23 protein-coding genes are annotated in these 22,178 nt (G+C 53.9%); 11 read left to right on the forward strand and 12 right to left on the reverse strand.

What is annotated here, in order from left to right; genetic code table 11:
- The first annotated feature begins 45 nt into the window (after window positions 1–45).
- Entirely contained in the window at window positions 46–1,059 is a 1,014-nt protein-coding gene (gene yhjD / locus IFU29_RS19205) for an inner membrane protein YhjD (protein WP_191935316.1), read from the forward strand.
- Between the two features lie 56 nt (window positions 1,060–1,115).
- Here the strand turns inward: yhjD and IFU29_RS19210 are convergent, their stop codons facing one another.
- The 5 genes from IFU29_RS19210 to cpxP all read right to left on the reverse strand — a co-directional run bounded on the left by IFU29_RS19210 (window position 1,116) and on the right by cpxP (window position 5,902).
- On the reverse strand, window positions 1,116–1,871 hold the full coding sequence (locus IFU29_RS19210) for a CDP-diacylglycerol diphosphatase (protein WP_191935317.1): 756 nt from the start codon (window positions 1,869–1,871) through the stop codon (window positions 1,116–1,118).
- A 193-nt stretch (window positions 1,872–2,064) separates the two neighbouring features.
- A complete protein-coding gene (locus IFU29_RS19215; protein WP_191935318.1) occupies window positions 2,065–3,054 on the reverse strand; it encodes a sulfate ABC transporter substrate-binding protein in 990 nt (329 codons plus the stop codon).
- A 144-nt stretch (window positions 3,055–3,198) separates the two neighbouring features.
- Window positions 3,199–4,161, reverse strand: coding sequence for a 6-phosphofructokinase (gene pfkA / locus IFU29_RS19220; protein WP_062746860.1), 963 nt, complete (start codon window positions 4,159–4,161; stop codon window positions 3,199–3,201).
- A gap of 196 nt (window positions 4,162–4,357) precedes the next feature.
- The gene (fieF, locus tag IFU29_RS19225) at window positions 4,358–5,275 is read right to left on the reverse strand and encodes a CDF family cation-efflux transporter FieF (RefSeq protein ID WP_191935319.1); all 918 of its coding nucleotides are present in this window, start codon (window positions 5,273–5,275) and stop codon (window positions 4,358–4,360) included.
- Window positions 5,276–5,392: 117 nt separating this feature from the next.
- Window positions 5,393–5,902, reverse strand: coding sequence for a cell-envelope stress modulator CpxP (cpxP, locus tag IFU29_RS19230; RefSeq protein ID WP_191935320.1), 510 nt, complete (start codon window positions 5,900–5,902; stop codon window positions 5,393–5,395).
- Between the two features lie 152 nt (window positions 5,903–6,054).
- Here cpxP and cpxR point away from each other — a divergent pair, with 152 nt between their 5' ends.
- The 3 genes from cpxR to trmL are packed head-to-tail and all read left to right on the forward strand — an operon-like array spanning window position 6,055 to window position 8,644.
- On the forward strand, window positions 6,055–6,756 hold the full coding sequence (gene cpxR / locus IFU29_RS19235; RefSeq protein WP_191935321.1) for an envelope stress response regulator transcription factor CpxR: 702 nt from the start codon (window positions 6,055–6,057) through the stop codon (window positions 6,754–6,756).
- A complete protein-coding gene (gene cpxA, locus IFU29_RS19240; RefSeq protein WP_191935322.1) occupies window positions 6,753–8,132 on the forward strand; it encodes an envelope stress sensor histidine kinase CpxA in 1,380 nt (459 codons plus the stop codon). Before cpxR ends, cpxA begins: the two co-directional genes overlap by 4 nt.
- Before the next feature lie 38 nt (window positions 8,133–8,170).
- Window positions 8,171–8,644, forward strand: coding sequence for a tRNA (uridine(34)/cytosine(34)/5-carboxymethylaminomethyluridine(34)-2'-O)-methyltransferase TrmL (gene trmL, locus IFU29_RS19245; RefSeq protein WP_191935323.1), 474 nt, complete (start codon window positions 8,171–8,173; stop codon window positions 8,642–8,644).
- 154 nt (window positions 8,645–8,798) lie between these two features.
- On the opposite strand, the gene cysE is transcribed toward trmL, so the two are convergent.
- From cysE to IFU29_RS19270, 5 genes are all read right to left on the reverse strand, one after another.
- On the reverse strand, window positions 8,799–9,620 hold the full coding sequence (gene cysE / locus IFU29_RS19250) for a serine O-acetyltransferase (protein ID WP_062746875.1): 822 nt from the start codon (window positions 9,618–9,620) through the stop codon (window positions 8,799–8,801).
- Between the two features lie 65 nt (window positions 9,621–9,685).
- A complete protein-coding gene (gene gpsA / locus IFU29_RS19255) occupies window positions 9,686–10,705 on the reverse strand; it encodes an NAD(P)H-dependent glycerol-3-phosphate dehydrogenase (protein ID WP_191935324.1) in 1,020 nt (339 codons plus the stop codon).
- Window positions 10,705–11,166 carry a protein-export chaperone SecB gene (gene secB, locus IFU29_RS19260; RefSeq protein WP_062746879.1) on the reverse strand — a complete coding sequence of 154 codons (462 nt, stop codon included), beginning with the start codon at window positions 11,164–11,166 and terminating at the stop codon, window positions 10,705–10,707. The genes gpsA and secB overlap by 1 nt, the downstream gene beginning before the upstream one ends.
- An 82-nt stretch (window positions 11,167–11,248) precedes the next feature.
- Entirely contained in the window at window positions 11,249–11,500 is a 252-nt protein-coding gene (gene grxC / locus IFU29_RS19265; RefSeq protein WP_191935325.1) for a glutaredoxin 3, read from the reverse strand.
- Window positions 11,501–11,517: 17 nt separating this feature from the next.
- Window positions 11,518–11,949, reverse strand: coding sequence for a rhodanese-like domain-containing protein (locus IFU29_RS19270; protein WP_191935326.1), 432 nt, complete (start codon window positions 11,947–11,949; stop codon window positions 11,518–11,520).
- A gap of 352 nt (window positions 11,950–12,301) precedes the next feature.
- Between IFU29_RS19270 and envC the strand changes: the two genes are divergently transcribed.
- Together envC and IFU29_RS19280 are read left to right on the forward strand one after the other, a co-directional pair.
- The gene (gene envC, locus IFU29_RS19275; RefSeq protein WP_191935327.1) at window positions 12,302–13,609 is read left to right on the forward strand and encodes a murein hydrolase activator EnvC; all 1,308 of its coding nucleotides are present in this window, start codon (window positions 12,302–12,304) and stop codon (window positions 13,607–13,609) included.
- A 3-nt stretch (window positions 13,610–13,612) separates the two neighbouring features.
- Window positions 13,613–14,530: a divergent polysaccharide deacetylase family protein gene (locus IFU29_RS19280; protein WP_191935328.1), complete on the forward strand. Its 918-nt coding sequence runs from the start codon at window positions 13,613–13,615 to the stop codon at window positions 14,528–14,530.
- A 37-nt stretch (window positions 14,531–14,567) separates the two neighbouring features.
- On the opposite strand, the gene tdh is transcribed toward IFU29_RS19280, so the two are convergent.
- Window positions 14,568–15,596 (reverse strand): L-threonine 3-dehydrogenase, encoded by a 1,029-nt coding sequence (gene tdh, locus IFU29_RS19285; RefSeq protein WP_191935329.1) that lies wholly within the window; start codon window positions 15,594–15,596, stop codon window positions 14,568–14,570.
- Window positions 15,593–16,804 (reverse strand): glycine C-acetyltransferase, encoded by a 1,212-nt coding sequence (locus tag IFU29_RS19290; protein ID WP_191935330.1) that lies wholly within the window; start codon window positions 16,802–16,804, stop codon window positions 15,593–15,595. Before IFU29_RS19290 ends, tdh begins: the two co-directional genes overlap by 4 nt.
- A 229-nt stretch (window positions 16,805–17,033) precedes the next feature.
- Between IFU29_RS19290 and rfaD the strand changes: the two genes are divergently transcribed.
- The 5 genes from rfaD (at window position 17,034) to IFU29_RS19315 (ending at window position 22,148) form a co-directional block, all read left to right on the forward strand.
- Entirely contained in the window at window positions 17,034–17,966 is a 933-nt protein-coding gene (rfaD, locus tag IFU29_RS19295; protein WP_191935331.1) for an ADP-glyceromanno-heptose 6-epimerase, read from the forward strand.
- Window positions 17,967–17,982: 16 nt separating this feature from the next.
- A complete protein-coding gene (gene rfaF, locus IFU29_RS19300; protein ID WP_191935332.1) occupies window positions 17,983–19,029 on the forward strand; it encodes an ADP-heptose--LPS heptosyltransferase RfaF in 1,047 nt (348 codons plus the stop codon).
- Complete coding sequence (gene rfaC, locus IFU29_RS19305; RefSeq protein WP_191935333.1) at window positions 19,030–19,998, forward strand: lipopolysaccharide heptosyltransferase RfaC; 969 nt, start codon at window positions 19,030–19,032, stop codon at window positions 19,996–19,998.
- 103 nt (window positions 19,999–20,101) lie between these two features.
- Entirely contained in the window at window positions 20,102–21,001 is a 900-nt protein-coding gene (locus IFU29_RS19310) for a sugar glycosyltransferase (RefSeq protein WP_191935334.1), read from the forward strand.
- On the forward strand, window positions 20,988–22,148 hold the full coding sequence (locus tag IFU29_RS19315; protein ID WP_191935335.1) for an O-antigen ligase family protein: 1,161 nt from the start codon (window positions 20,988–20,990) through the stop codon (window positions 22,146–22,148). The genes IFU29_RS19310 and IFU29_RS19315 overlap by 14 nt, the downstream gene beginning before the upstream one ends.
- Window positions 22,149–22,178: the final 30 nt, after the last annotated feature.

The following is a 22,178-nucleotide window of genomic DNA, read 5'->3' on the forward strand; positions in this document are numbered from 1 at the left end:
TATAATGAGCGGCAGTCAGTTTTTTATAAGGATAACGAAAGATTCATGGCAGACAATCAACAGCGCCCAATCAGGCCCACAGAGAAGCCGGCAGAAAAACCGCTTATCTCGCTAAAAACCGGTAATCATACGGTGGATAAATCCCTGTCGCGCGTCTCGAAATGGGTCGAGTGGTTCCGGGCCATCCCTGCGGTGGCACACTTTATACGCGCCGGGGAGCGCTTTAACGATCGTCTCGGCAGTCAGTTCGGAGCCGCCATTACCTACTTCTCCTTTCTCTCCCTGATCCCCATCCTGATGGTGTCCTTTGCCGGTGTTGGTTTTGTGCTGGCCTCGAACCCCGACCTGCTGGCAAAACTGATCAACACGATCGTCAGTAATATCAGCGATCCCTCGCTGGCAGCCACGCTGAAAAGCACCGTAAATACCGCGATTCAGCAGCGTACCACCGTCGGTCTGACCGGGCTGCTGGTGGCGCTCTATTCCGGGATTAGCTGGATGGGGAATCTGCGCGAAGCAATACGCGCTCAGTCGCGGGATGTGTGGGAGCGAGCCCCCCAGGACGAGGAAAAAATCTGGTTCAAATACTCGCGGGACTTTATCTCTCTGACCGGACTGGTGCTGGCGCTGATTATCACGCTGTCGCTGACATCGATTGCCGGGGCGGCGCAGGCAGCTATCGTGCGTGCGCTGGGGCTGGAAGGCATTGAGTGGCTGCGTCCGGCCATGACGCTGATTGCGTTATCGATCTCGATCTTCGCCAACTACCTGCTGTTTTTGTGGATTTTCTGGATACTGCCGCGCCATAAGCCACGCAAAAAAGCCCTGTTTCGCGGCACGCTGCTGGCGGCGATTGGATTTGAGATAATTAAATTTATTATGACCCTGACACTGCCAAAGCTGGCATCTTCGCCATCCGGCGCTGCGTTCGGATCGGTACTGGGTCTGATGGCCTTTTTCTATTTCTTTGCGCGCCTGACGCTGTTCTGCGCGGCCTGGATTGCCACCGCCCAGTACAAAAATGACCCGGAACCAGAACAAAATCAACGTGTGAAGTAGCTTATAAAGGGGGGTCGACCGGACAGAAGGTCGACCCGATACAACGACGGGCGAAATTATTTTACTAACGCACAGCTGTGATCCTGCAACTCCTCGGCAGAGGCCCGGTTGAGCAGCAGCAAATTACGTTTTACGACCATCAACACGCGTCTGCCGTCCGCTAATACGGCAATGGCGATGCCGTAACTCCCCATATCCTCGCGCGCACCAGGCAACTCATTAGCAATACGGATAAACGGGCTGGTCCGTTTGAACTCATCGCGCGTCATCGTTCGGACTTCATATTCATGGCTGCCCAACTGCAGGCTTTGCCATTTTGCGGTCAGACGGTGATCCAGCTTGTCCAGCTGCTGACGGATATCTGGCCGCAGACAGGAGATGTGAATGTGCAACTGATTCTGAGAACGGCCCCAGCGCGAATTAACCGCCAGAGAAAATACCCGATCGTCCATAATGGCGCCGTGCTTCTCTTCCATAAAATGACGCGCCCGCCAGGCTTCTGACAGGTAATTAGGCGTGGCGGGGTTGAGCAATTTCTCACTCTCCACGCCGGTAATTTTCGCCACCGGCATCAGCAAAAATTGCAAAGGACCATTCCTGTCTTTAAGCACCACGTATCCATCCGGAATATTGACCAGGCGACAGGGAGAAGGATTGTTTTTATTTTCCTGACCGGGCACACATTGCTGGCTAACAATGTTCCACAGCTGGTCTGCATTACTGTTAAATTTCAGTGTGATACAAGCAAAACCGACGGTTACTACTACCACTATAGCGACCAGCGTGATAACAACCCGCCTTCGTCCCAGCATTTTTTCTGAACCTCTGTACCTTGGTTGCTCACAATGTAGTCTAAGACGTGAAAAATATCATGCGAAATTATCCCGGGGTGTAACATTTATTTAAAGCAAAGAAAATCAGCAAGCTCTTAATTCTATTAACACTGAGACAAATAAAAAGGGCCGACAATAGTCGGCCCTTGTAAAATATCGCACATAAAGCAAATTAGCGCTTCATTACCTGATCATAAGTTCCGCCTTCGGCGAAGTGAGTTTTCTGTGCCTGAGCCCAGCCTCCAAACTTATTATCGATAGTAAACAGTTTCACCGGCTGGAACGCGCTGGCATATTTCTTCGCTACCGCGGTATCGCGGGGACGATAGTAATTCTGTGCGGCGATGTCCTGACCTTCCGGAGAATAAAGATACTTCAGGTATTCATCTGCCACTTTACGGGTATCGCGGTCATCCACGACTTTATCGACCACAGAGACCGTCGGTTCCGCCAGGATGGATTCACTTGGGGTAATGATATCGAACTTATCTTTACCTAGTTTGTTCACCGCCAGATACGCTTCGTTTTCCCACGCAATCAGTACGTCACCGATGCCGCGCTCGACGAAGGTGTTCGTCGCACCGCGTGCGCCAGAATCCTGTACTTCGACGTTTTTAAACAGCGCTTTCACATATTCCTGTGCTTTAGCCTGATCGCCATGATTTTGATCCAGCGCCCAGCCCCAGGCAGCCAGATAGTTCCAGCGGGCACCGCCAGAGGTTTTCGGGTTTGGCGTAATAACCGACACGCCAGGTTTGATCAGATCCTGCCAGTCGTGGATTTGTTTCGGGTTGCCTTTTCGTACAAGGAAAACAATGGTAGAGGTATAAGGCGCAGAATTGTCCGGCAGACGTTTGATCCAGTTTTTATCGATACGGCCACGTTCAGCAATCGCATCAACGTCAGAAGCCAGCGCCAGCGTCACCACATCGGCTTTGATGCCGTTGATAACGGAGGTGGCCTGCTTGCCCGAACCACCGTGTGACTGGCGGATCACCACGTTGTCACCCGTTTCCTGCTTGTAATGTGCGCTGAAGGCTTTGTTGTACTGCTCGTAGAGCTCACGGGTTGGATCGTAAGAGACATTCAGTAGCTGGATATCCTTCGCCAGCACGCTGGTTGAGGCCAGTAACAGGGTAATTCCCACACTCCACTTCTTCATTGCACGCACTCCCAAAGATTTTCTCTGTCAGGGAGCGTGACACAAAGTAATCTGCGGATTAAAGAATTAAAAATTAGCTGTAATAACTATATGGAATAAAGCACTGCATAAGCAGGGCGCTGACCGACAGCGCCCTGTTGTTAATCAGTACAGTTTCTTCGCGGTATCCAGCCAGTCACCTTTAAACGGACGCTTCATATTTTCAATCGCGTCAATGATGTCGTGGTGTACCATCTTCTCGTTCTGAATCCCCACGCAGCGGCCGCCGTAGCCCTGTAACAACAGCTCAATGGAATAGGCACCCATGCGGGAGGCCAGGATACGATCGTAAGCGACAGGCGCACCACCGCGCTGGATATGGCCCAACACCGTGGCTCGGGTTTCGCGTTTGGTTTCTTCTTCGATGTATTTCGCCAGATCGTCGATATCACAGATGTGTTCGGTGATCGCCACGATAGCGTGCTTTTTACCTTTGGCAATGCCCGCTTTGATCTCACTCACCAGCTCTTCACGCGTGTAAGGGATTTCTGGCAGAACAATAAATTCGCAACCGCCCGCTATCGCCGCCGCCAGCGTCAGGTCGCCACAGTAACGTCCCATTACTTCGACAATAGAAATACGCTGATGTGAAGAGGAGGTGTCACGCAGGCGGTCAATCGCTTCTACGACGGTTTCCAGCGCGGTGAAGTAGCCGATCGTGTAGTCAGTGCCCGCGACGTCGTTATCAATGGTGCCCGGCAGGCCAATGCACGGGAAGCCCATCTCGGTCAGACGCTTGGCTCCCATATAAGAACCGTCACCGCCAATCACCACCAGCGCATCAATACCGCGCTTTTTCATATTCTCAATGGCAACGGTGCGCACATCGTCATTACGGAATTCAGGGAAACGCGCTGAGCCCAGGAAGGTGCCCCCGCGATTAATCATATCCGACACGCTGTAGCGGTCGAGGTTAACCATGCGATCTTCATACAGGCCCAGATAGCCGTCATAAATGCCACACACTTCCAGTCCTTCACTGAGCGCGGCGCGAACAACACCCCGGATCGCAGCATTCATACCTGGGGCGTCGCCGCCGCTTGTCAGTACACCGATTTTTTTGATCATGACAACCTCTGAACTTGATGATGCAAATGATGAATTCTGGACGCCGGAGCGGGTCGACGTAGGCGAACGAGATAACCGACTCAATTATTGGCAATAGTATATCAAACCCTGAAAGCTGAATTGATTCAGGTCAGGCAACTTTCGGCTATTTTTTTTGCGTTACGTCACATTATAGCCAGTGTAATCGCTAACCATTTCATTTAGAAACGCTTTCCTGATCAAAATTGCCTTTACGCCCCTCCGGCACCACCGAACAGGGATCCTGATGGATAATGACATCAGAACCCGGAAAACGATGCAGTAAAGCCTGTTCAACCTGTTCCGCTAACTGGTGAGCCTGGTGCAAAGGAAGATCATCGTTCATTTCCAGATGCAGTTGGATAAAGCGTGTGGGGCCTGACTGCCGGGTGCGGATATCATGTGCGCCCTGCACACCGGGCCAGCCGGCTACGATCGCCACAATGGCCTGATGTTCTTCGGCAGGCAGAGCACGGTCAAGCAGGGCCTGCACCGCGTCATATCCCATGCGCAAAGCACTATACAAAATCCACACACCAATCCCTAACGCAAACAGCGCATCGGCACGATGATAGCCGTACCAGCTTAAGGCCAGCGCCAGCAGAATAGCGCCGTTCATCACGACATCAGACTGGTAGTGCAGCATATCCGCGCGGATCGCCTGGCTACGTGTATGCCGAACGACCCAGCGCTGGAACGTCACCAGTACCATCGTCGATAGCAGCGCAATCAGAGTAACCACCATACCAACCAACGGAGCTTTCATTGGTTCGGGAGAGGCCAGGTGCTGCAATCCTGTAAGGAAGAGAAACAGTGCTGAGCCAGAGATAAACATACTCTGCGCCAGCGCCGCAAGAGATTCGGCTTTACCATGGCCAAAGGTATGTTCCGCATCGGCAGGCTGTAATGCATAGCGCACCACCAGCAGGTTGGTCAGCGATGCAGCGATATCCACCAGAGAATCCACCAGCGCAGCCAGTACGCTGACCGACCCCGTGTACCACCAGGCAAATATTTTGATTATCAGCAGGAGTGAAGCCAGCGTCGTGGCCGCCAGTGCCGCCGAATTAACCAGACGGGCATAGTTTGCATTCATGGAAAACTCCATAATAACGAATGCTCAGTATACTGGGTTTCAGGCAAAAAAAACCCCGCCATCATGGCGGGGGAAGACAGGGATGTGTCTATGGCAAGGAAAAACAGGGATACTATGTTACTGGGTACTGCCGGTACTACTTGCTGCCTGCAGCGGTGAAAACTGCTGCATATTCGTCAGCCTGCGCATTTCGTTAAAGCGCTGCTGGTGTTTCTGTTCCAAAACGTCCTGCTGCTGAGGCGTTAACAGGTGGTACATCTGGTTGCGAACCCGGGCCATTTCGACCTGGCGCGCCACTTCCGCCTGTGCAATTTTCTCTGCCTGAGCCTGATAGGCCGTCTGGTCAAATTTATCTGCAATAATCAGTTCGTGCAGTCGCTCTAAATCGTTAATACTTATAGGAGAACGATCGTGCCGTGCCTGCTGCATCAGATCGCGTAGCTGCTGTCGCTGCTGTTCCGTCAGGTTGATGCCATCAAACATATGGCTTTGCGGAACCTGTCTTAGCGTATGGTTTGCTGCGTCATCCTGATGCATCTCATCAGTCGTCGCGACGTTATCTGCCCATGCGGCGGAGAGAGTGAACATCAGCGCCGGAACGACAACGACGGCGGTAACTTTACGCATCGTCTACTCCCAGGTTTGTTTCCGTATTTCGATTCAACGAGAATGAGTCTACGGTGCCTGCTGCAAACATGCGTCAGGGGGTGTAAAACTACGTAAAGTCATGGATTGAGCGCATTCGTTCACGGTATTTTGCCTGCGGAGGGCAATAAAAAATGAATAAAATCCTGTTGGTTGACGATGACCGCGAATTGACTTCGCTGCTTAAAGAATTGCTTGAAATGGAAGGATTCAACGTGCTGGTTGCCGGTGACGGCGAGCAGGCACTGGCGCTACTGGACAGCTCTGTCGATCTGTTATTACTGGATGTGATGATGCCGAAGAAAAACGGCATCGATACCCTTAAGGAACTGCGTCAACAACACCAAACGCCGGTCATTATGCTAACCGCGCGTGGCAGTGAACTGGACCGTGTGCTGGGTCTGGAACTGGGGGCAGATGATTACCTGCCGAAGCCCTTTAACGACCGTGAACTGGTTGCACGTATTCGTGCCATTTTGCGCCGTTCTAACTGGAGCGAACAGCAGCAGCAACAGCATGACAACAGCTCACCTACGCTGGAAGTGGACTTACTGCGCCTGAACCCGGGACGTCAGGAAGCCAGTTTCGACGGTGTGACGCTGGATTTAACTGGCACCGAATTTACGCTGCTCTATCTGCTGGCACAGCATCTGGGGCAGGTGGTGTCACGTGAACATCTCAGCCAGGAAGTGCTGGGCAAACGTCTAACGCCGTTTGACCGCGCCATTGATATGCATATCTCCAACCTGCGGCGTAAGCTGCCGGAGCGCAGGGATGGCCATCCGTGGTTTAAAACACTGCGCGGCCGGGGATACCTGATGGTGTCGGCAACATGATATCCAGCCTGACCACCCGCATCTTTGCCATTTTCTGGCTGACTCTGGCGCTGGTACTGATGCTGGTGTTAATGCTGCCTAAACTTGACTCCCGTCAGATGACGCCGCTGCTGGATAACGAGCAGCGTCAGGGGATCATGATTGAGCAGCACGTTGAGGCGGAGCTGAGTCAGGACCCGCCCAATGATTTAATGTGGTGGCGCAGGCTGTTCCGCGCCATCGATAAATGGGCTCCGCCCGGTCAACGCCTGCTGCTGGTCACCAGCGAAGGGCGTGTGATTGGTGCACAGCATAATGAGATGCAGGTGATCCGTAACTTTATCGGCCAGGCCGATAATGCCGATCATCCGCAAAAGAAGAAATATGGCCGGGTAGAGATGGCAGGCCCCTTCTCCATTCGCGATGGGGAGGATAACTACCAGCTGTATCTGATCCGTCCGGCAGGCAGTTCTCAGCTCGATTTTATTAACCTGCTGTTTGACCGCCCGCTGCTGCTGCTGATCGTCACTATGCTGATCAGCTCACCGTTGCTGCTGTGGCTGGCATGGAGCCTGGCAAAACCGGCGCGTAAGCTGAAACACGCTGCCGACGATGTGGCGGCGGGGAATCTGCGTCAGCGGCCGGAACTGGAATCCGGGCCCCAGGAGTTTCTGGCGGCCGGGGCCAGCTTCAATCAGATGGTCAGTGCGCTGGAACGCATGATGAATGCCCAGCAGCGGCTGCTGTCCGATATCTCCCATGAGTTACGCACCCCGCTCACGCGTCTGCAGCTGGCAACCGCGCTGATGCGCCGCCGCCACGGTGAGGGCAAAGAGCTGGGACGTATTGAAATGGAAGCACAGCGGCTGGACGGCATGATCAACGATCTGCTGGTGTTATCCCGCACGCAGCACACCAATGCGTTGATCAGCGAGGCGATTAAGGCCAACCATCTGTGGTCAGGAGTGCTGGAAGATGCGCGCTTTGAAGCCGAACAGGTAGGGAAAACGCTTGAGGTTCCTTACCCGCCAGGCCCGTGGCCGCTGTACGGTAACCCCAGCGCACTTGAGAGCGCACTGGAGAATATCGTGCGTAATGCACTGCGTTATTCTCACAGCCGGATTTCCGTCAGCTTTGCGGTGGATAAACAGGGCATTACCATCCACGTTGATGATGACGGTCCCGGGGTCAGTGCTGAAGACCGCGAACAGATTTTCAGACCGTTCTACCGCACGGATGAAGCCCGCGACCGTGAGTCCGGCGGAACAGGGCTGGGGCTGGCGATTGTTGATAATGCTATCCAGCAGCACCGTGGCTGGGTTAAAGCCGACGACAGCCCGCTGGGCGGTCTGCGTCTGACGATTTGGCTGCCGCTGTATACCACTCAGCGTGAATAATTTGCTATCCTTCGGCCCTCGTTCCTGAGGGCCGTTACATGCTAAATATCGTTTTATTCGAACCCGAGATCCCCCCTAACACCGGCAACATCATTCGCCTGTGCGCCAATACCGGCTTTAAGCTACACCTCATCGGACCGCTCGGCTTTGCCTGGGATGACAAGCGACTGCGGCGTGCCGGGCTGGATTATCATGAGTTCACCGCGATCGCTCATCATGACAGCTATGCGGCGTTTACAGCGTCAGAAGCCCCCCAGCGTGTGTTTGCCCTGACGACCAAGGGCACACCGGCCCACAGCGCTGTCAGCTATCAGGCGGGTGATTACCTGCTGTTTGGCCCGGAAACGCGCGGCCTGCCCGCCGCTATTCTTGACGCCCTGCCCGCACAGCAAAAAATCCGCATCCCGATGATGCCGGACAGCCGCAGCATGAATCTCTCTAACGCCGTTTCAGTGGTGGTGTATGAAGCGTGGCGGCAGTTGGGTTACGCAGGGGCGTTAATTAAGGAGTAGCGGAGCGTGAGGACAGATTTTACACCTCTATCAAGGGCCGTCGGTGTCGCAGCCAGTTTGCGTTCGGCCAGCGCGCAGTCACCGCAGCGTGCATGCAGTACGTGAGGGTGACGAGCACTGCCCGGACAAAAAATGGCAAGTAAACCAGGCTTAATCAGATGCCGTCGCCGAATTCGAAGCCTGGCACCATGCCATTAAAATGCTGATCCATATCCATTGACGGCTTATCGCTGCCCGGCTTGCCGACAATGCGCGCCGGTACGCCCGCCGCCGTGGTGTGCGGAGGTACGGGCTGTAATACTACTGAACCCGCCCCGATCTTCGCCCCGCGTCCCACTTCAATATTGCCGAGGATCTTCGCGCCTGCGCCGATCATCACCCCTTCACGGATCTTCGGATGGCGGTCGCCGCTGGTTTTGCCCGTACCACCGAGGGTGACGGACTGCAGGATGGAAACATCGTCTTCGATGACGGCGGTTTCACCCACCACAATACCGGTAGCATGATCGAGCATAATCCCACGGCCGATTTTGGCTGCCGGATGAATATCGACGGCAAACGAAACGGAGATTTCGTTTTGCAGATAGACGGCCAGCGCCCGACGTCCCTCGTTCCACAGCCAGTGTCCGATACGATATGCCTGCAATGCGTGGAAGCCTTTCAGGTAGAGCAGCGGCGTGGAGTATTTGTCGACAGCCGGATCTCGCTGGCGGACTGCCTGAATATCACAGGCCGCAGAAACGATCATCGACGGGTCCTGACGGTAGGCATCCTGAATCACTTCACGGATGGCAATCGCCGGCATGATGGGGTTCGCCAGCTTGTTCGCCAGCATGTAGCTGAGGGCGCTCCCCAGGTCATCATGTTTGAGCAGAGTGGCGTGGTAAAAGCTGGCCAGCATTGGTTCACAGTCGGCCAGCGCACGCGCCTCCGTTTTAATGCTATCCCAGATAATTTCTGGCTCTACACACGGCATGGATCTCTCCCCATTAAAAATGGCGTCCGGTCAGACGCCACTGGCTACAACACTGTCGGTCCGGTTCAGCTTCCGCTGTTTTCGTCCTTCCTTGTGCGCCCGAGCAGACTCAATGCTGCCTCGCGTGCATTTTTTCCGCAATAGAGCACCTGATAAATCTGCTCGGTGATCGGCATTTCTACGCCAAACCGCGCAGCCAGTGCCTTCACTTCTTTGGTATTACGGTAGCCCTCCACCACCTGACCAATGGTATCCTGCGCACCTTCCACATCGGCACCCTGCCCCAGCATCATGCCAAAACGACGGTTACGAGATTGGTTATCGGTACAGGTCAGCACCAGATCGCCCAGCCCCGCCATGCCCATAAATGTGGTCGGATCGGCACCCAACGCCGCGCCCAACCGGCTCATTTCTGCCAGGCCGCGGGTGATTAACGCCGTGCGCGCATTGGCTCCAAAGCCAATACCATCTGACATGCCAGCGCCGATAGCGATAACGTTTTTCACCGCACCGCCCAGCTGCACGCCGATAAAATCAGGATTATTATAGACACGGAAGCTTTTGCCACAGTGCAAGAGCTGCTGCAGGTCATCAGCGAACACCGTATCCGTTGCCGCCAGAGCAATGGCTGTCGGCAGACCGGCTGCCAGCTCTTTGGCAAAGGTCGGGCCGGAGATCACCGCCAGCGGAATGGCATCCCCCAGGATCTCACGGGCCACATCCTGCAGCAGCCGTCCCGTCTCTTTCTCCAGACCTTTCGTTGCCCAGACCAGACGCGAATCCGCGCGCAGATAGGGTTTGATCTGCTGCAGCACGTCACCAAACACATGGCTTGGCACCACCACCAGCAAATCTCGACTGGCCGCTATCGCCGTCGCAAGGTCGGTTTCAAGATGAAGGGTATCCGGGAAAGGAACATCGGGGAGGAAAGCGGTATTGCAACGGTCGGCCTGTAACTGCGCCTGATGCCGGGGATTGTGCCCCCAGAGCACCACATTGTGGCCGTTACGAGCCAGCGTAATCGCCAAAGCGGTGCCGTACGAGCCGGCACCGATGACGCTCATGGATGCATGAGGGCTATCCATTAAGCATCCTGCTGAGGCGCTGCACCTTCTGACTGCTGCAGGTAGTTCATAAACAGCGCGTCAAAGTTAACCGGAGCAAGGTTCAGCTGCGGGAAGGTGCCACGGGAGACCAGGCTGGTGATGCACTCACGCGCATACGGGAACAAAATGTTCGGGCAGTAGGCACCCAGGCAATGGGCCATCTGCGTCCCTTCGATGCCGCCGATCGAGAAGATACCCGCCTGCTGAACTTCACACAGGAACGCAGAGTCTTCACCGACGGTAGCGGTCACCGTCACGCGCAGCACGACTTCATACACATCGTCGGCCAGCTGGCTTGACGCGGTGTCCAGATCCAGTTTGACTTCCGGCTCCCACTCTTTCTGGAAAACCTGAGGTGCGTTTGGCGCTTCGAAAGAGACATCTTTAGTGTAGATACGCTGGATCTGGAAAGACATCTCGGTGTTGTTCTGTTCTGACATGGTACGTAATCCTATAGGTTAATAATCCGTTACTCTGCTGCAGCAATCGTCAGGCAATATGCGCCAGAATGCGCAGCCTTCCCTAGTTTAACAACGGGCTAAGACCATCACGACCTTCAAGTGCAAACAGGTCGTCACAGCCGCCGATGTGCTGTGCATCAATAAAAATCTGCGGAACGGTTGTCCGGCCGCTACGTTTTATCATCTCTTCACGCAGGGTAACATCCCCATCAATGGGGATTTCCTTGAAATTCACGCCCTTCTGACTCAGCAATGCTTTCGCACGATGACAGAAAGGGCAGGTCGCTTTAGTGTAGATCTCAACGTTTGCCATGCCAGAACTCCCGTAATTTATTTACCGCGAACCAGCGGCAGGTTGTCGCCACTCCAGCCGGATACACCATCTTTCAGCACGTAAACCCGCTCGAAGCCCGCTGCATTCAGCTTGGTCGCTGAATCAGAGGCCGATGTTCCGGTTGCACACACGACGATCAGTGGCTGCGCTTTATGTTTTTCCAGCTCGCCGAAGCTGCCTTTTTTAATATCTGCTGCCAGCACGTTCATCGCGTTAGAAATATGGCCCTTGCGGTAATCATCGCGCCCACGCACGTCCACTACCACGGCTTCTTCTTTGTTAATTAAGCGGGTGGCTTCACCCCGGCTAATCACTTTTACTTTGGAGAACATGCCCTTAACGGTGGTCACGATCACCAGTACCAGCAAAACAACCCACGCCAGACCTAAAATGGTGTGATTGCCTGCGAACTGCATAATATCTTGCATGAGGGGTAACAACTCCCGAAAGGGTTAATAAGCTAAAAACAAGGCTTCTGAGTATACCTGCCAGGAGTGTCATGTACAGTCGAGAAGCCCTTCAGAGTTATGTTTTCTGCGACAGATTACAAAAAAAAGTTGCCTTAAGTGAAAACCGCTATCCTGTGAAGGGACTGCGGCGAAGTTAAGCGGTTAATTGTTGTGCATCGTCGCTTTTTCACACTTCACTTTGCTTTGTCGCTGAGAGCGCTTTCGCCTGATTGTCCCCGGTGGGTAAAGCATACGACTGTTACTGACAGAAATAGAAAACCATCCAGAGATGGCTGGTAAGCTGCTGTTCATCGTGGAATAATCCACAGATATGAGGGAAAAAGCGACAGTGTTACATTCATGGACCCCGCGTAAGCCCACGGCCGTTGTTCCGCCATTACGTGCAAGCTTGTCCGCCCTGGCCGTCAGTGCATTTTGCACCGGCGCATTGTTGTTCTCTTTTTCTGCGTCAGCCGCAGAAGACAACAAATCCCAGCTACAGACCCTCCAGCAGGATATCGCCGCAAAAGAGAAGAGTGTCCAGCGGCAAAAGCAGCAGCGCAGTCAGCTTCTCGATCAGCTGCAGAGCCAGGAGAAAATCATTGCGCAGGCCAGTCGTCAGCTGCGTGAGACTCAGGGCAGCCTCAGCGCGATCAATAAAGATATCGCCAGCCTGACCGCGTCTATCAATAAACTCCAGCAGCAGCAGAAACAGCAGGAAGGCATCCTGGCGCAGCAGCTGGATGCGGCATTCCGTCAGGGGCAGCACAGTGGATTGCAGCTGATCCTCAGTGGCGAAGAGAGCCAGCGTAGCGAGCGAATGCTGGCCTATTTTGGCTATCTGAACGATGCCCGACAGAAATCGATAGAAGCACTGAAGCAGACCCGTAGCGATCTGTCAGCGCAGAAAGCCAGCCTGATCGACAAACAGGCACAGCAAAAATCACTGCTGACCCAGCAGGAGAGCCAGCAGCAAAAACTGGAAGGCGCACGCCAGGCGCGTAAGAAAACCCTGAACACACTGGAGTCCTCGCTGGAAAAAGATCAGGCACAGCTGGTCGAGTTGCGTCAAAACGAAAGCCGCCTGCGTGACAAAATTGCCAGAGCAGAGCGGGAAGCCAAAGCGCGTGCCGAACGGGAAGCGCGTGAGGCAGAAAAAGTGCGTGAGCGTGAAGCTCAGGCGAAGCGTAAAGGCAGCACCTATAAACCCACCGACAGTGAACGCTCCCTGATGTCGCGTACCGGTGGCCTGGGTAAACCGTCCGGCCAGGCAATATGGCCGGTACGGGGCACGATCGAACACCGGTTCGGTGAAGAGCTTCAGGGCGAGCTGCGCTGGAAGGGGCTGGTCATCGATGCACCGGAAGGCACTGAAGTGAAAGCGATTGCCGATGGCCGCGTCCTGATGGCTGACTGGTTGCAGGGCTACGGACTGGTGGTGGTGGTTGAGCACGGTAAGGGTGATATGAGCCTGTATGGCTACAACCAGAGTGCGCTGGTGAGCGTCGGAACCCAGGTACGTGCAGGGCAGCCGATTGCGCTGGTCGGGACCAGCGGTGGTCGCGGCACGCCTTCGCTCTATTTTGAAATCCGCCGTCAGGGACGGGCAGTCAATCCACAACCGTGGTTAGGAAGATAAGTGTTGTTCCAACATCGAAAACTCAGCGGGCTGCTGGTAGGACTGCTTTTATCCAGCCCGGTCTTCGCCGGTAAGCTTTCGATCGTCATTGATGATTTTGGCTACCGCCCTGCCCAGGAAAATCAGGTGCTGCAGATGCCTGCCGCCCTCTCCGTGGCCGTGCTGCCCAACGCCCCGCACGCACGGGAAATGGCCACTAAAGCCCATCAGCGGGGACATGAAGTGCTGATCCACCTGCCGATGGCACCGCTGAGCAAGCAGCCGCTGGAAAAAGATACCCTGCGCCCTGACATGTCCGCAGAAGAGATCGCACGCATTATTCGTGATGCCGCAGCGGCCGTCCCCTTTGCCGTCGGCCTGAATAACCACATGGGCAGTGCGATGACCTCCAGCCTGCCGGGGATGCAGAAAGTCATGCAGGTGCTGGATCACTACAATTTTTATTTCCTCGACAGTATGACCATCGGCAACAGCCAGTCCACCCGGGCCGCAGCCGGCACCAGCGTGAAAGTGATCAAACGTCGGGTGTTCCTGGACGACAGCCAGAACGAAGCGGATATCCGCAAGCAGTTTACCCGCGCGGTACGTCTGGCACAGCGGGATGGTTCAGCGATTGCCATCGGTCACCCTCATCCGGCCACGGTCAGAGTCCTGCAGCAGATGCTCCCGACGCTGCCTGCTGATATCACCCTGGTGCGCCCGAGCCAGCTTCTGAACGAACCACAGCGCATAAATAACAAGCCTCTCCCGCCGGAGAGTCAACCCCAGCCTGTCAAACCACATAATCCTTTCCACGGCAGCGAGGTGTGCAAAGTGACCGTGCCGCCGGTGCCGGCAACACGTGCGCTGACAGTCGTGGCCGAGAGCATCAGCAACAGCCCGCTGGTGCAGGATCTGAAGAAAAGTCTGTTTGGAAAATAGGGATGCGGGGGGCGGCCATGTCTGGCCGCCCCTGATGTCAGTTCCAGTCGAGGATGACTTTCCCCGCCTGCCCGGTGCGCATATCGTCAAACCCTCGCTGAAAATCGTCAATCCCGTAGCGGTGGGTGATCACCGGCGACAGGTCGAGCCCCGATTGCAGCAGTGCCGCCATCTTGTACCAGGTTTCAAACATCTCACGGCCATAGATGCCTTTGATAAACAGCCCCTTGAAGATAACCTGATTCCAGTCAATTGACATCGATGCCGGAGGGATACCCAGCATTGCAATGCGCCCGCCATGGTTCATCACATCCAGCATGGAGCGAAACGCATCAGGGACGCCGGACATTTCCAGTCCGACATCAAACCCTTCCGTCATCTCCAGCGCACGCATCACCTGCGGCAGACTCTCTTCGCTGATGTTAACCGCCCGTGTTACCCCCATCTTTCGCGCCAGCCCCAGGCGATACTCATTCACGTCTGTGATCACCACATGGCGGGCTCCCACGTGACGGCAGATGGCCGCCGCCATGATGCCAATCGGACCCGCACCGGTGATCAGAACATCTTCGCCTACCAGGTCAAATGACAGTGCCGTGTGAACGGCATTTCCAAAGGGGTCGAAGATCGCGGCCAGCTCATCGGAAATATTATCGGGAATTTTGAAGGCGTTCACCGCCGGGATCACCAGATATTCGGCAAAACAACCCTGACGGTTAACGCCAACGCCAATGGCATTGCGGCACAGATGCGTACGGCCGCCCCGGCAGTTGCGGCAGTGCCCACAGGTAATGTGACCTTCACCCGACACACGGTCACCGGGCTGAAAGCCCGCGACTTCCTGACCGACAGCCACTACTTCCCCGACGTATTCATGGCCGGTGATCATCGGCACCGGAATGGTCTTCTGCGACCATTCATCCCAGTTATAAATATGCACGTCGGTACCGCAGATCGCCGTTTTACGGATCTTGATCAGCAGATCGTTATGACCGGGTTCAGGCACCGGAGCATCATGCGTCATCCAGATCCCGGGACGGGCATAGCGTTTTGACAGCGCTTTCATAAGACCTCCCCGCCTGTTATGACGCCCAGTTCAATGCCAACACGACAAAAGGCAGCTACTGCCTGCTCTAGCTGGGCCTGCGTATGCGCTGCCGAGATCTGGGTCCGTATCCGTGCCTGTCCTTTCGGCACCACCGGATAACAGAAGCCGGTGACAAAAACCCCCTCCTGCTGAAGCCGGGCCGCGAACGTCTGCGCCAGCCGAGCATCCCCCAGCATCACCGGGATAATTGCGTGATCGGCCCCCGCGAGGGTGAAACCGGCGGCGCTCATTTTTTCCCGAAAATAGCAGACGTTATCCCAAAGCCGCCGACGTAAACCCTGCCCGTCTTCCAGCATCTTCAGGACCTCAAGGGAAGCGGTGACAATGGCGGGCGCCAGCGAGTTCGAGAAAAGATAAGGCCGTGAACGCTGTCTCAGCCACTCCACCACCTCTTTTTTCGCCGCCGTATAGCCGCCTGAAGCGCCGCCAAGCGCTTTGCCCAGCGTGCCGGTGATAATGTCTATCCGCCCCATCACGCCGCAGTGCTCAGGGCTGCCGCGCCCCTGCGCCCCCACAAATCCAACAGCGTGGGAATCATCGACCATCACCAGTGCCCCATACCGGTCAGCGAGATCGCAAATGCCCGTCAGGTTAGCGATCACCCCGTCCATGGAAAATACGCCATCGGTGGCGATCAAAATATGACGAGCGCCGTCGGCCCTGGCCTTATGAAGACAGGCCTCCAGTTCAGCCATATCATTATTGGCATAGCGATAGCGCCGGGCTTTGCACAGACGAATACCGTCGATAATCGAGGCATGATTCAGGGCATCAGAAATCACAGCATCTTCGGGTCCCAGCAGGGTCTCAAACAGCCCGCCGTTGGCATCAAAACAGGAGGAGTAGAGGATCGCCTCCTCCATGCCGAGAAAGGTCGCTAACGCCTGCTCCAGCTGACGGTGGATATCCTGGGTTCCGCAGATAAAGCGCACTGAGGCCATCCCAAACCCGTGGCTGTCCATGCCAGCTTTCGCCGCAGCAATCACCGCTGGATGGTTCGCCAGCCCCAGATAATTGTTGGCACAGAAGTTCAGTAGCTCGCTGCCATCTGCCAGGGCAATGATGGCCTGCTGGGCCAGCGTAATCTGTCGTTCCCTTTTAAATAATCCTTCCTGCTCTGCATCGCTCAGTTGGGTCGTAAGCTGCTGATAGAATTCCTGTCTCACCTTTATTCTCCAAATCAATATTTTCACAAAACAGATATCTGAAATTGAAGCACAGGGTTGATGATATACGCGGAATAATCTCTTTTTTGCAGCATAACTCACGGAAAGGAAACTTCTCCTCTCCGCGTTACAGACTCCTCTGGCTGTCGACTTTGCGATGAGATGTTATGATATGAACCATTAGCGAGTGGAACCTCCTGTTCCACCCCACTTTTTAGGGTTTAAGCTCATGATTATCGTCACTGGCGGCGCTGGATTCATCGGTAGCAATATTATTAAGGCGCTGAATGATAAGGGTCACACCGACATTCTGGTGGTGGACAATCTGAAAGACGGCACCAAGTTCGCCAATCTGGCCGATCTGAATATTGCCGACTACATGGATAAAGAAGACTTCCTCATCTCTATCCTGGCGGATGAAAATTTTGGTGATGTGGAAGCCGTATTCCATGAAGGGGCGTGCTCGTCCACCACCGAGTGGGACGGGAAATACATGATGGATAACAACTATCAGTATTCCAAAGAGCTGCTTCACTGGTGCCTGGAACATCAGATCCCCTTCCTGTACGCCTCTTCCGCCGCGACTTACGGCGGCCGCAACAGCGACTTTATTGAAGAGCGTCAGTTTGAAGAGCCTCTCAACGTTTATGGCTACTCCAAAATGCTGTTTGACCACTATGTACGTAATATCCTGCCGGAAGCGCAGTCGCAGGTGTGTGGTTTCCGTTACTTCAACGTCTACGGTCCACGTGAAGGACACAAAGGCAGCATGGCGAGCGTGGCATTCCACCTCAATACCCAGCTAAACAACGGCGAAAACCCGAAACTGTTCGAAGGCAGCGATGGTTTCAAACGTGACTTTATCTATGTTGAAGACGTCGCATCAGTGAACCTGTGGTTCTGGGAAAATGCGGTATCGGGCATCTTTAACTGTGGCACCGGCCGCGCCGAATCATTCCAGGAAGTGGCCGATGCCGCCCTGAAGTACCATCAGAGCGGCGAAATTGAATACATTCCTTTCCCGGAAAAGCTCAAAGGCCGCTACCAGGCATTCACGCTGGCAGACCAGACCAAACTGCGCGCCGCCGGGTATGACAAACCGTTCAAAACCGTTGCTGAGGGCGTGGCTGACTACATGGCCTGGCTAAACCGTAACGCGTAAGAGGCACCGTCCGGGAATGAAAATTCTGGTTATCGGCCCATCGTGGGTCGGCGATATGATGATGTCACAAAGTCTCTATCGCACCCTGAAGGCCGAACATCCTGATGCCGTGATTGACGTGATGGCACCCGCGTGGTGCCGTCCACTTCTGTCACGGATGCCGGAAGTGAACGAAGCCCTGGCCATGCCGCTGGGGCACGGTGCGTTGCAGGTTGCCGAGCGCCGCCGCCTGGGTAAAGCGCTCAAGGTTAACGGCTACGATCGTGCCTATGTTCTGCCTAACTCGTTTAAGTCTGCGCTGGTGCCGTTTTTTGCCGATATTCCCCGTCGCACCGGCTGGCGCGGGGAAATGCGTTACGGGCTGTTAAACGACCTGCGACGGCTGGATAAAGCCGCTTTCCCGCTGATGGTGCAGCGCTATGTTGCGCTCGGGTACGATAAAGCGCGTATCCATAGCGCCAGTGACCTGCCGCAACCTCTGCTCTGGCCGCAGTTAACCGTGAATGAAGCGGAAAAACAGACCACAGCTCACACCTTCGATCTCGCCTCCGGGCGGCCGACGGTCGGGTTTTGTCCGGGCGCTGAATTTGGTCCGGCCAAACGCTGGCCACACTATCACTACGCCGCGCTGGCACAGAGCCTGATCGATCAGGGCTATCAGGTGGTGCTGTTCGGCTCGGCCAAAGACCATGAAACTGGACAGCAGATCCTGGCTGCACTGGCTGAAGACGCCCGCCAGCACTGCCGTAACCTGGCAGGAGAAACGCAGCTGGAGCAGGCTGTTATTCTGCTGGCGGCATGCGATGCCGTCGTCAGCAATGACTCCGGACTGATGCACATCGCCGCTGCGCTCGACCGACCACTGATTGCGCTTTACGGGCCCAGCAGCCCGGACTTCACCCCACCGCTGTCTGCGAAAGCCCGCGTGATCCGTCTGATAACGGGTTACCACAAGGTCCGCAAAGGGGATGCCGACGAAGGTTATCACCAGAGCCTGATTGATATTACGCCAGAGCGTGTCCTCAACGAGCTGGCCACGCTTTGCCCACGGCCTGGAGTCTGAATGCGGGTATTAATTATTAAAACATCCTCAATGGGGGATGTCCTTCACGCATTACCTGCCCTGACGGATGCCATGCACGCTATCCCTGCGATCCGCTTTGACTGGGTCGTGGAAGAAGGTTTTGCCCAGATCCCCTCTTGGCATCCGGCCGTCGACCGGGTCTTACCCGTGGCAATCCGTCGCTGGCGTAAGCACTGGTTCGGCAGCCAGGTGCGGGAAGAGCGCGTCGTCTTCAAACGCGCGCTGCAGTCTCGCGATTACGATGCCGTTATCGACGCCCAGGGGCTGATGAAAAGTGCGGCCCTGGTGACCCGGCTGGCAAAAGGTGAGAAACATGGCCAGGACAGCCGCAGCGCACGTGAACCCTTCGCCAGCTGGTGGTATGACAAACGCCATGAAGTCAGTAAACAGCAGCACGCCGTACAGCGTACCCGCGAGCTGTTCGCTAAAAGCCTGGGGTATCAGCTACCCGATACCACTGGCGACTACGCCATCGCACAGCATTTTACGCAGGCGTTACCTGCTGATGCAGACCGCTATCTGGTGTTTCTTCACGCTACCACGCGCGACAATAAGCACTGGCCGGAAGATCACTGGCGCGAGCTGATTGGGTTAATGCAGCCTTCAGGTTTAAAGATTAAATTACCCTGGGGTGCCGAGCATGAGCATCAGCGTGCAGTGCGGCTGGCAGAAGGCTTCGACTTTGTTGAGGTACTGCCAAAACTCACGCTGGAGCAGGTTGCCCGTACGCTAGCCGGCGCGCGCGCCGTCGTCTCGGTTGATACCGGTTTAAGCCACTTAGCCGCCGCGCTCGACCGGCCGAATATCACCCTCTACGGCCCGACCGACCCGGGGTTGATTGGAGGATATGGGAAGAATCAGTTTGTGTTACGCCCGATGGGATCAAACGATATGGCGGCCATTACCGCGCAAAGTGTGCTACAAAAACTTGCCACACTGCTTTCATAGCAATACAGGGATCAGCTGTCTGTAATAATGGATGGTTTTTTCTGGAATCACCGGCAATTCACTGCAGAAAGTCGTCATACGACGTGAGGTTATAGCACCAGATATGGGAACGCTTTTTAAACAACTTTACCGGTACAGCCATTCGCGCCGTTTTCGCCATAACGAAAATCTGTGGCCCTATGTCAAAATCACACGTGCCAGTGAAGGGCACATCAGCAGTCTGAGCCTGCGTGGACAGTTGGTGAAACTCGTTAACCTCAACGATTTACATCATCAATACGCAGGCGATCTGTTGCTGATAGCATCTGGCCCTTCTGTGAATGACACCGATTTCACCCCCCTGCAGCACATACCTGCTATGGGCATGAATGGCTCATGGTTTATGCGCGATAAAACCCATTTCAAGTTCTTCGTGATTGTGGATATGACCTTTATTGACCAGCGCTTAAGCATGGTTAAGGACATGGTCAGAGATCCGGAAATCATTCTGTTCACCACACTTCGTTGTATTGTTCAACTCATTGACTATATTGGGTATTCTTCCCTTCGCTGTCAGGTCGCTATCGTTGAAGATGCGTGCTATAAGAACTTCCAGCCCAGGGTACTGACTGAAGAAATACACCAAGTCTATCAACATGAACAAAGTGTCAGCTTCAGCGAAGCCGACTGTAACATTGCCTTTTTTAAAGATATACGCAAAGGTGTGTTTGATGCCGGTACGGTGGCGCACTGGGCATTACAGATTATCCAGTATTTAGGGTTTAACCGCATAATTATTGCTGGCCTGGATATGAATAACTTTGACAAACCCCGCTTTTATGAAAATGAAAATGACATATCTCCCTGCAGTCTTGATAAACAGTTTTCAGGATTAATAGAACCGGCTTTCAGACATGCCAGTAACGTCTTAAAAGAACACTTCATCGATGTGTTAAATCTTTCTCCATATAGTGCGTTAGACAGTAGCATCTTTAAAAAGGTAAAGCCCGATGATATCAAATAAAAACAACTTCATTGAGAAGAGCATGATTTTTTTCTATGCTATCTTCCTTTTTTTCATGCCTCTCTTAGGCGGATTAACTAAAGTTAACAATTCCTTTCACATGGCTTTAATACTTAGCATAATTTATTTAATTTCAGCCAGTGATTTTCGTCGCGATATATTTAAAAATAAAAAATTGATAACTGGACTGGTACTTACCTCCATATTCCTTTTTTATTTCTCTATCAGTGGTCTCTGGAGTACCAATGCTGACACTGTCGTTTCCGACCTGACTCACAGTGTTTATATTATCTTCTTCATTCTTATCTTTTATATCATCACCCAGCATGATAAAAAGAACATTATGTTAGCCCTGATTTTTGCTTCTGTGGTGATACTTTGCATATTAACGTTAATTTATATTAATAAGAAAACATTGTTATATAATCGTCTGCAAAATGGATTTCCATTTGCACCTGAGAATGTTATCGACATGGCAGGCTATTACGGTATCGGTATCTTTTGCGGTCTTATCCTGCTGAGAGAGACCGGTAAGAAATGGCTCTATCTGCCGATCGCCCTGCTTTTTTTCGCTATACTGCTTACGCAGAGCCGTGGCCCCTTGTTCTCACTGATTGTCGCTCTGGCCCCGCTACTTTTACTGATTAAACGCCTGCACCGTAAAGACTGGTTAATTATCGCTCTGCTCTTAATGGCCATCATCCTGGCCATCATATTCAGCAATGGTTATAACGTTCTTTTACACAGAATTGAAAGCAGCTACTCACAAAGTTTTATCCGGTTTGGTATCTGGGAAGATGCACTGAGCTATGTGCAGCAAAAACCCTGGTTTGGATGGGGTTTTGGCCAGGAAATTAACTTTGTGAACGAGATAGGGCAAAGGGTCCACACTACCCACAGCCTCTATCTCGCCACGCTGCTGAAAGGCGGCGTTGTCGGGGGACTACTCTTGCTGATGGTCATCGTTTATGGCGCTTATATGGCATGGCAGCACTTTAAAGCACACCGTGCGCTGGAGGCATCGATGTTGCTGTTTTCCCTGCTGTTCTACATAACTCAGGGCATGTTCGTTATTGGTAACCCGGGTACAGCATGGGTGCTGTTCTGGTTCCCACTCGCTCTGGTGATGGCGCTGCCAAGAAGATAGTAATCTGCGATAAACACCGACACACCGATG

Origin of the sequence: Erwinia persicina (assembly GCF_014838825.1) — a bacterium.
Classification (GTDB): domain Bacteria; phylum Pseudomonadota; class Gammaproteobacteria; order Enterobacterales; family Enterobacteriaceae; genus Erwinia; species Erwinia persicina_A.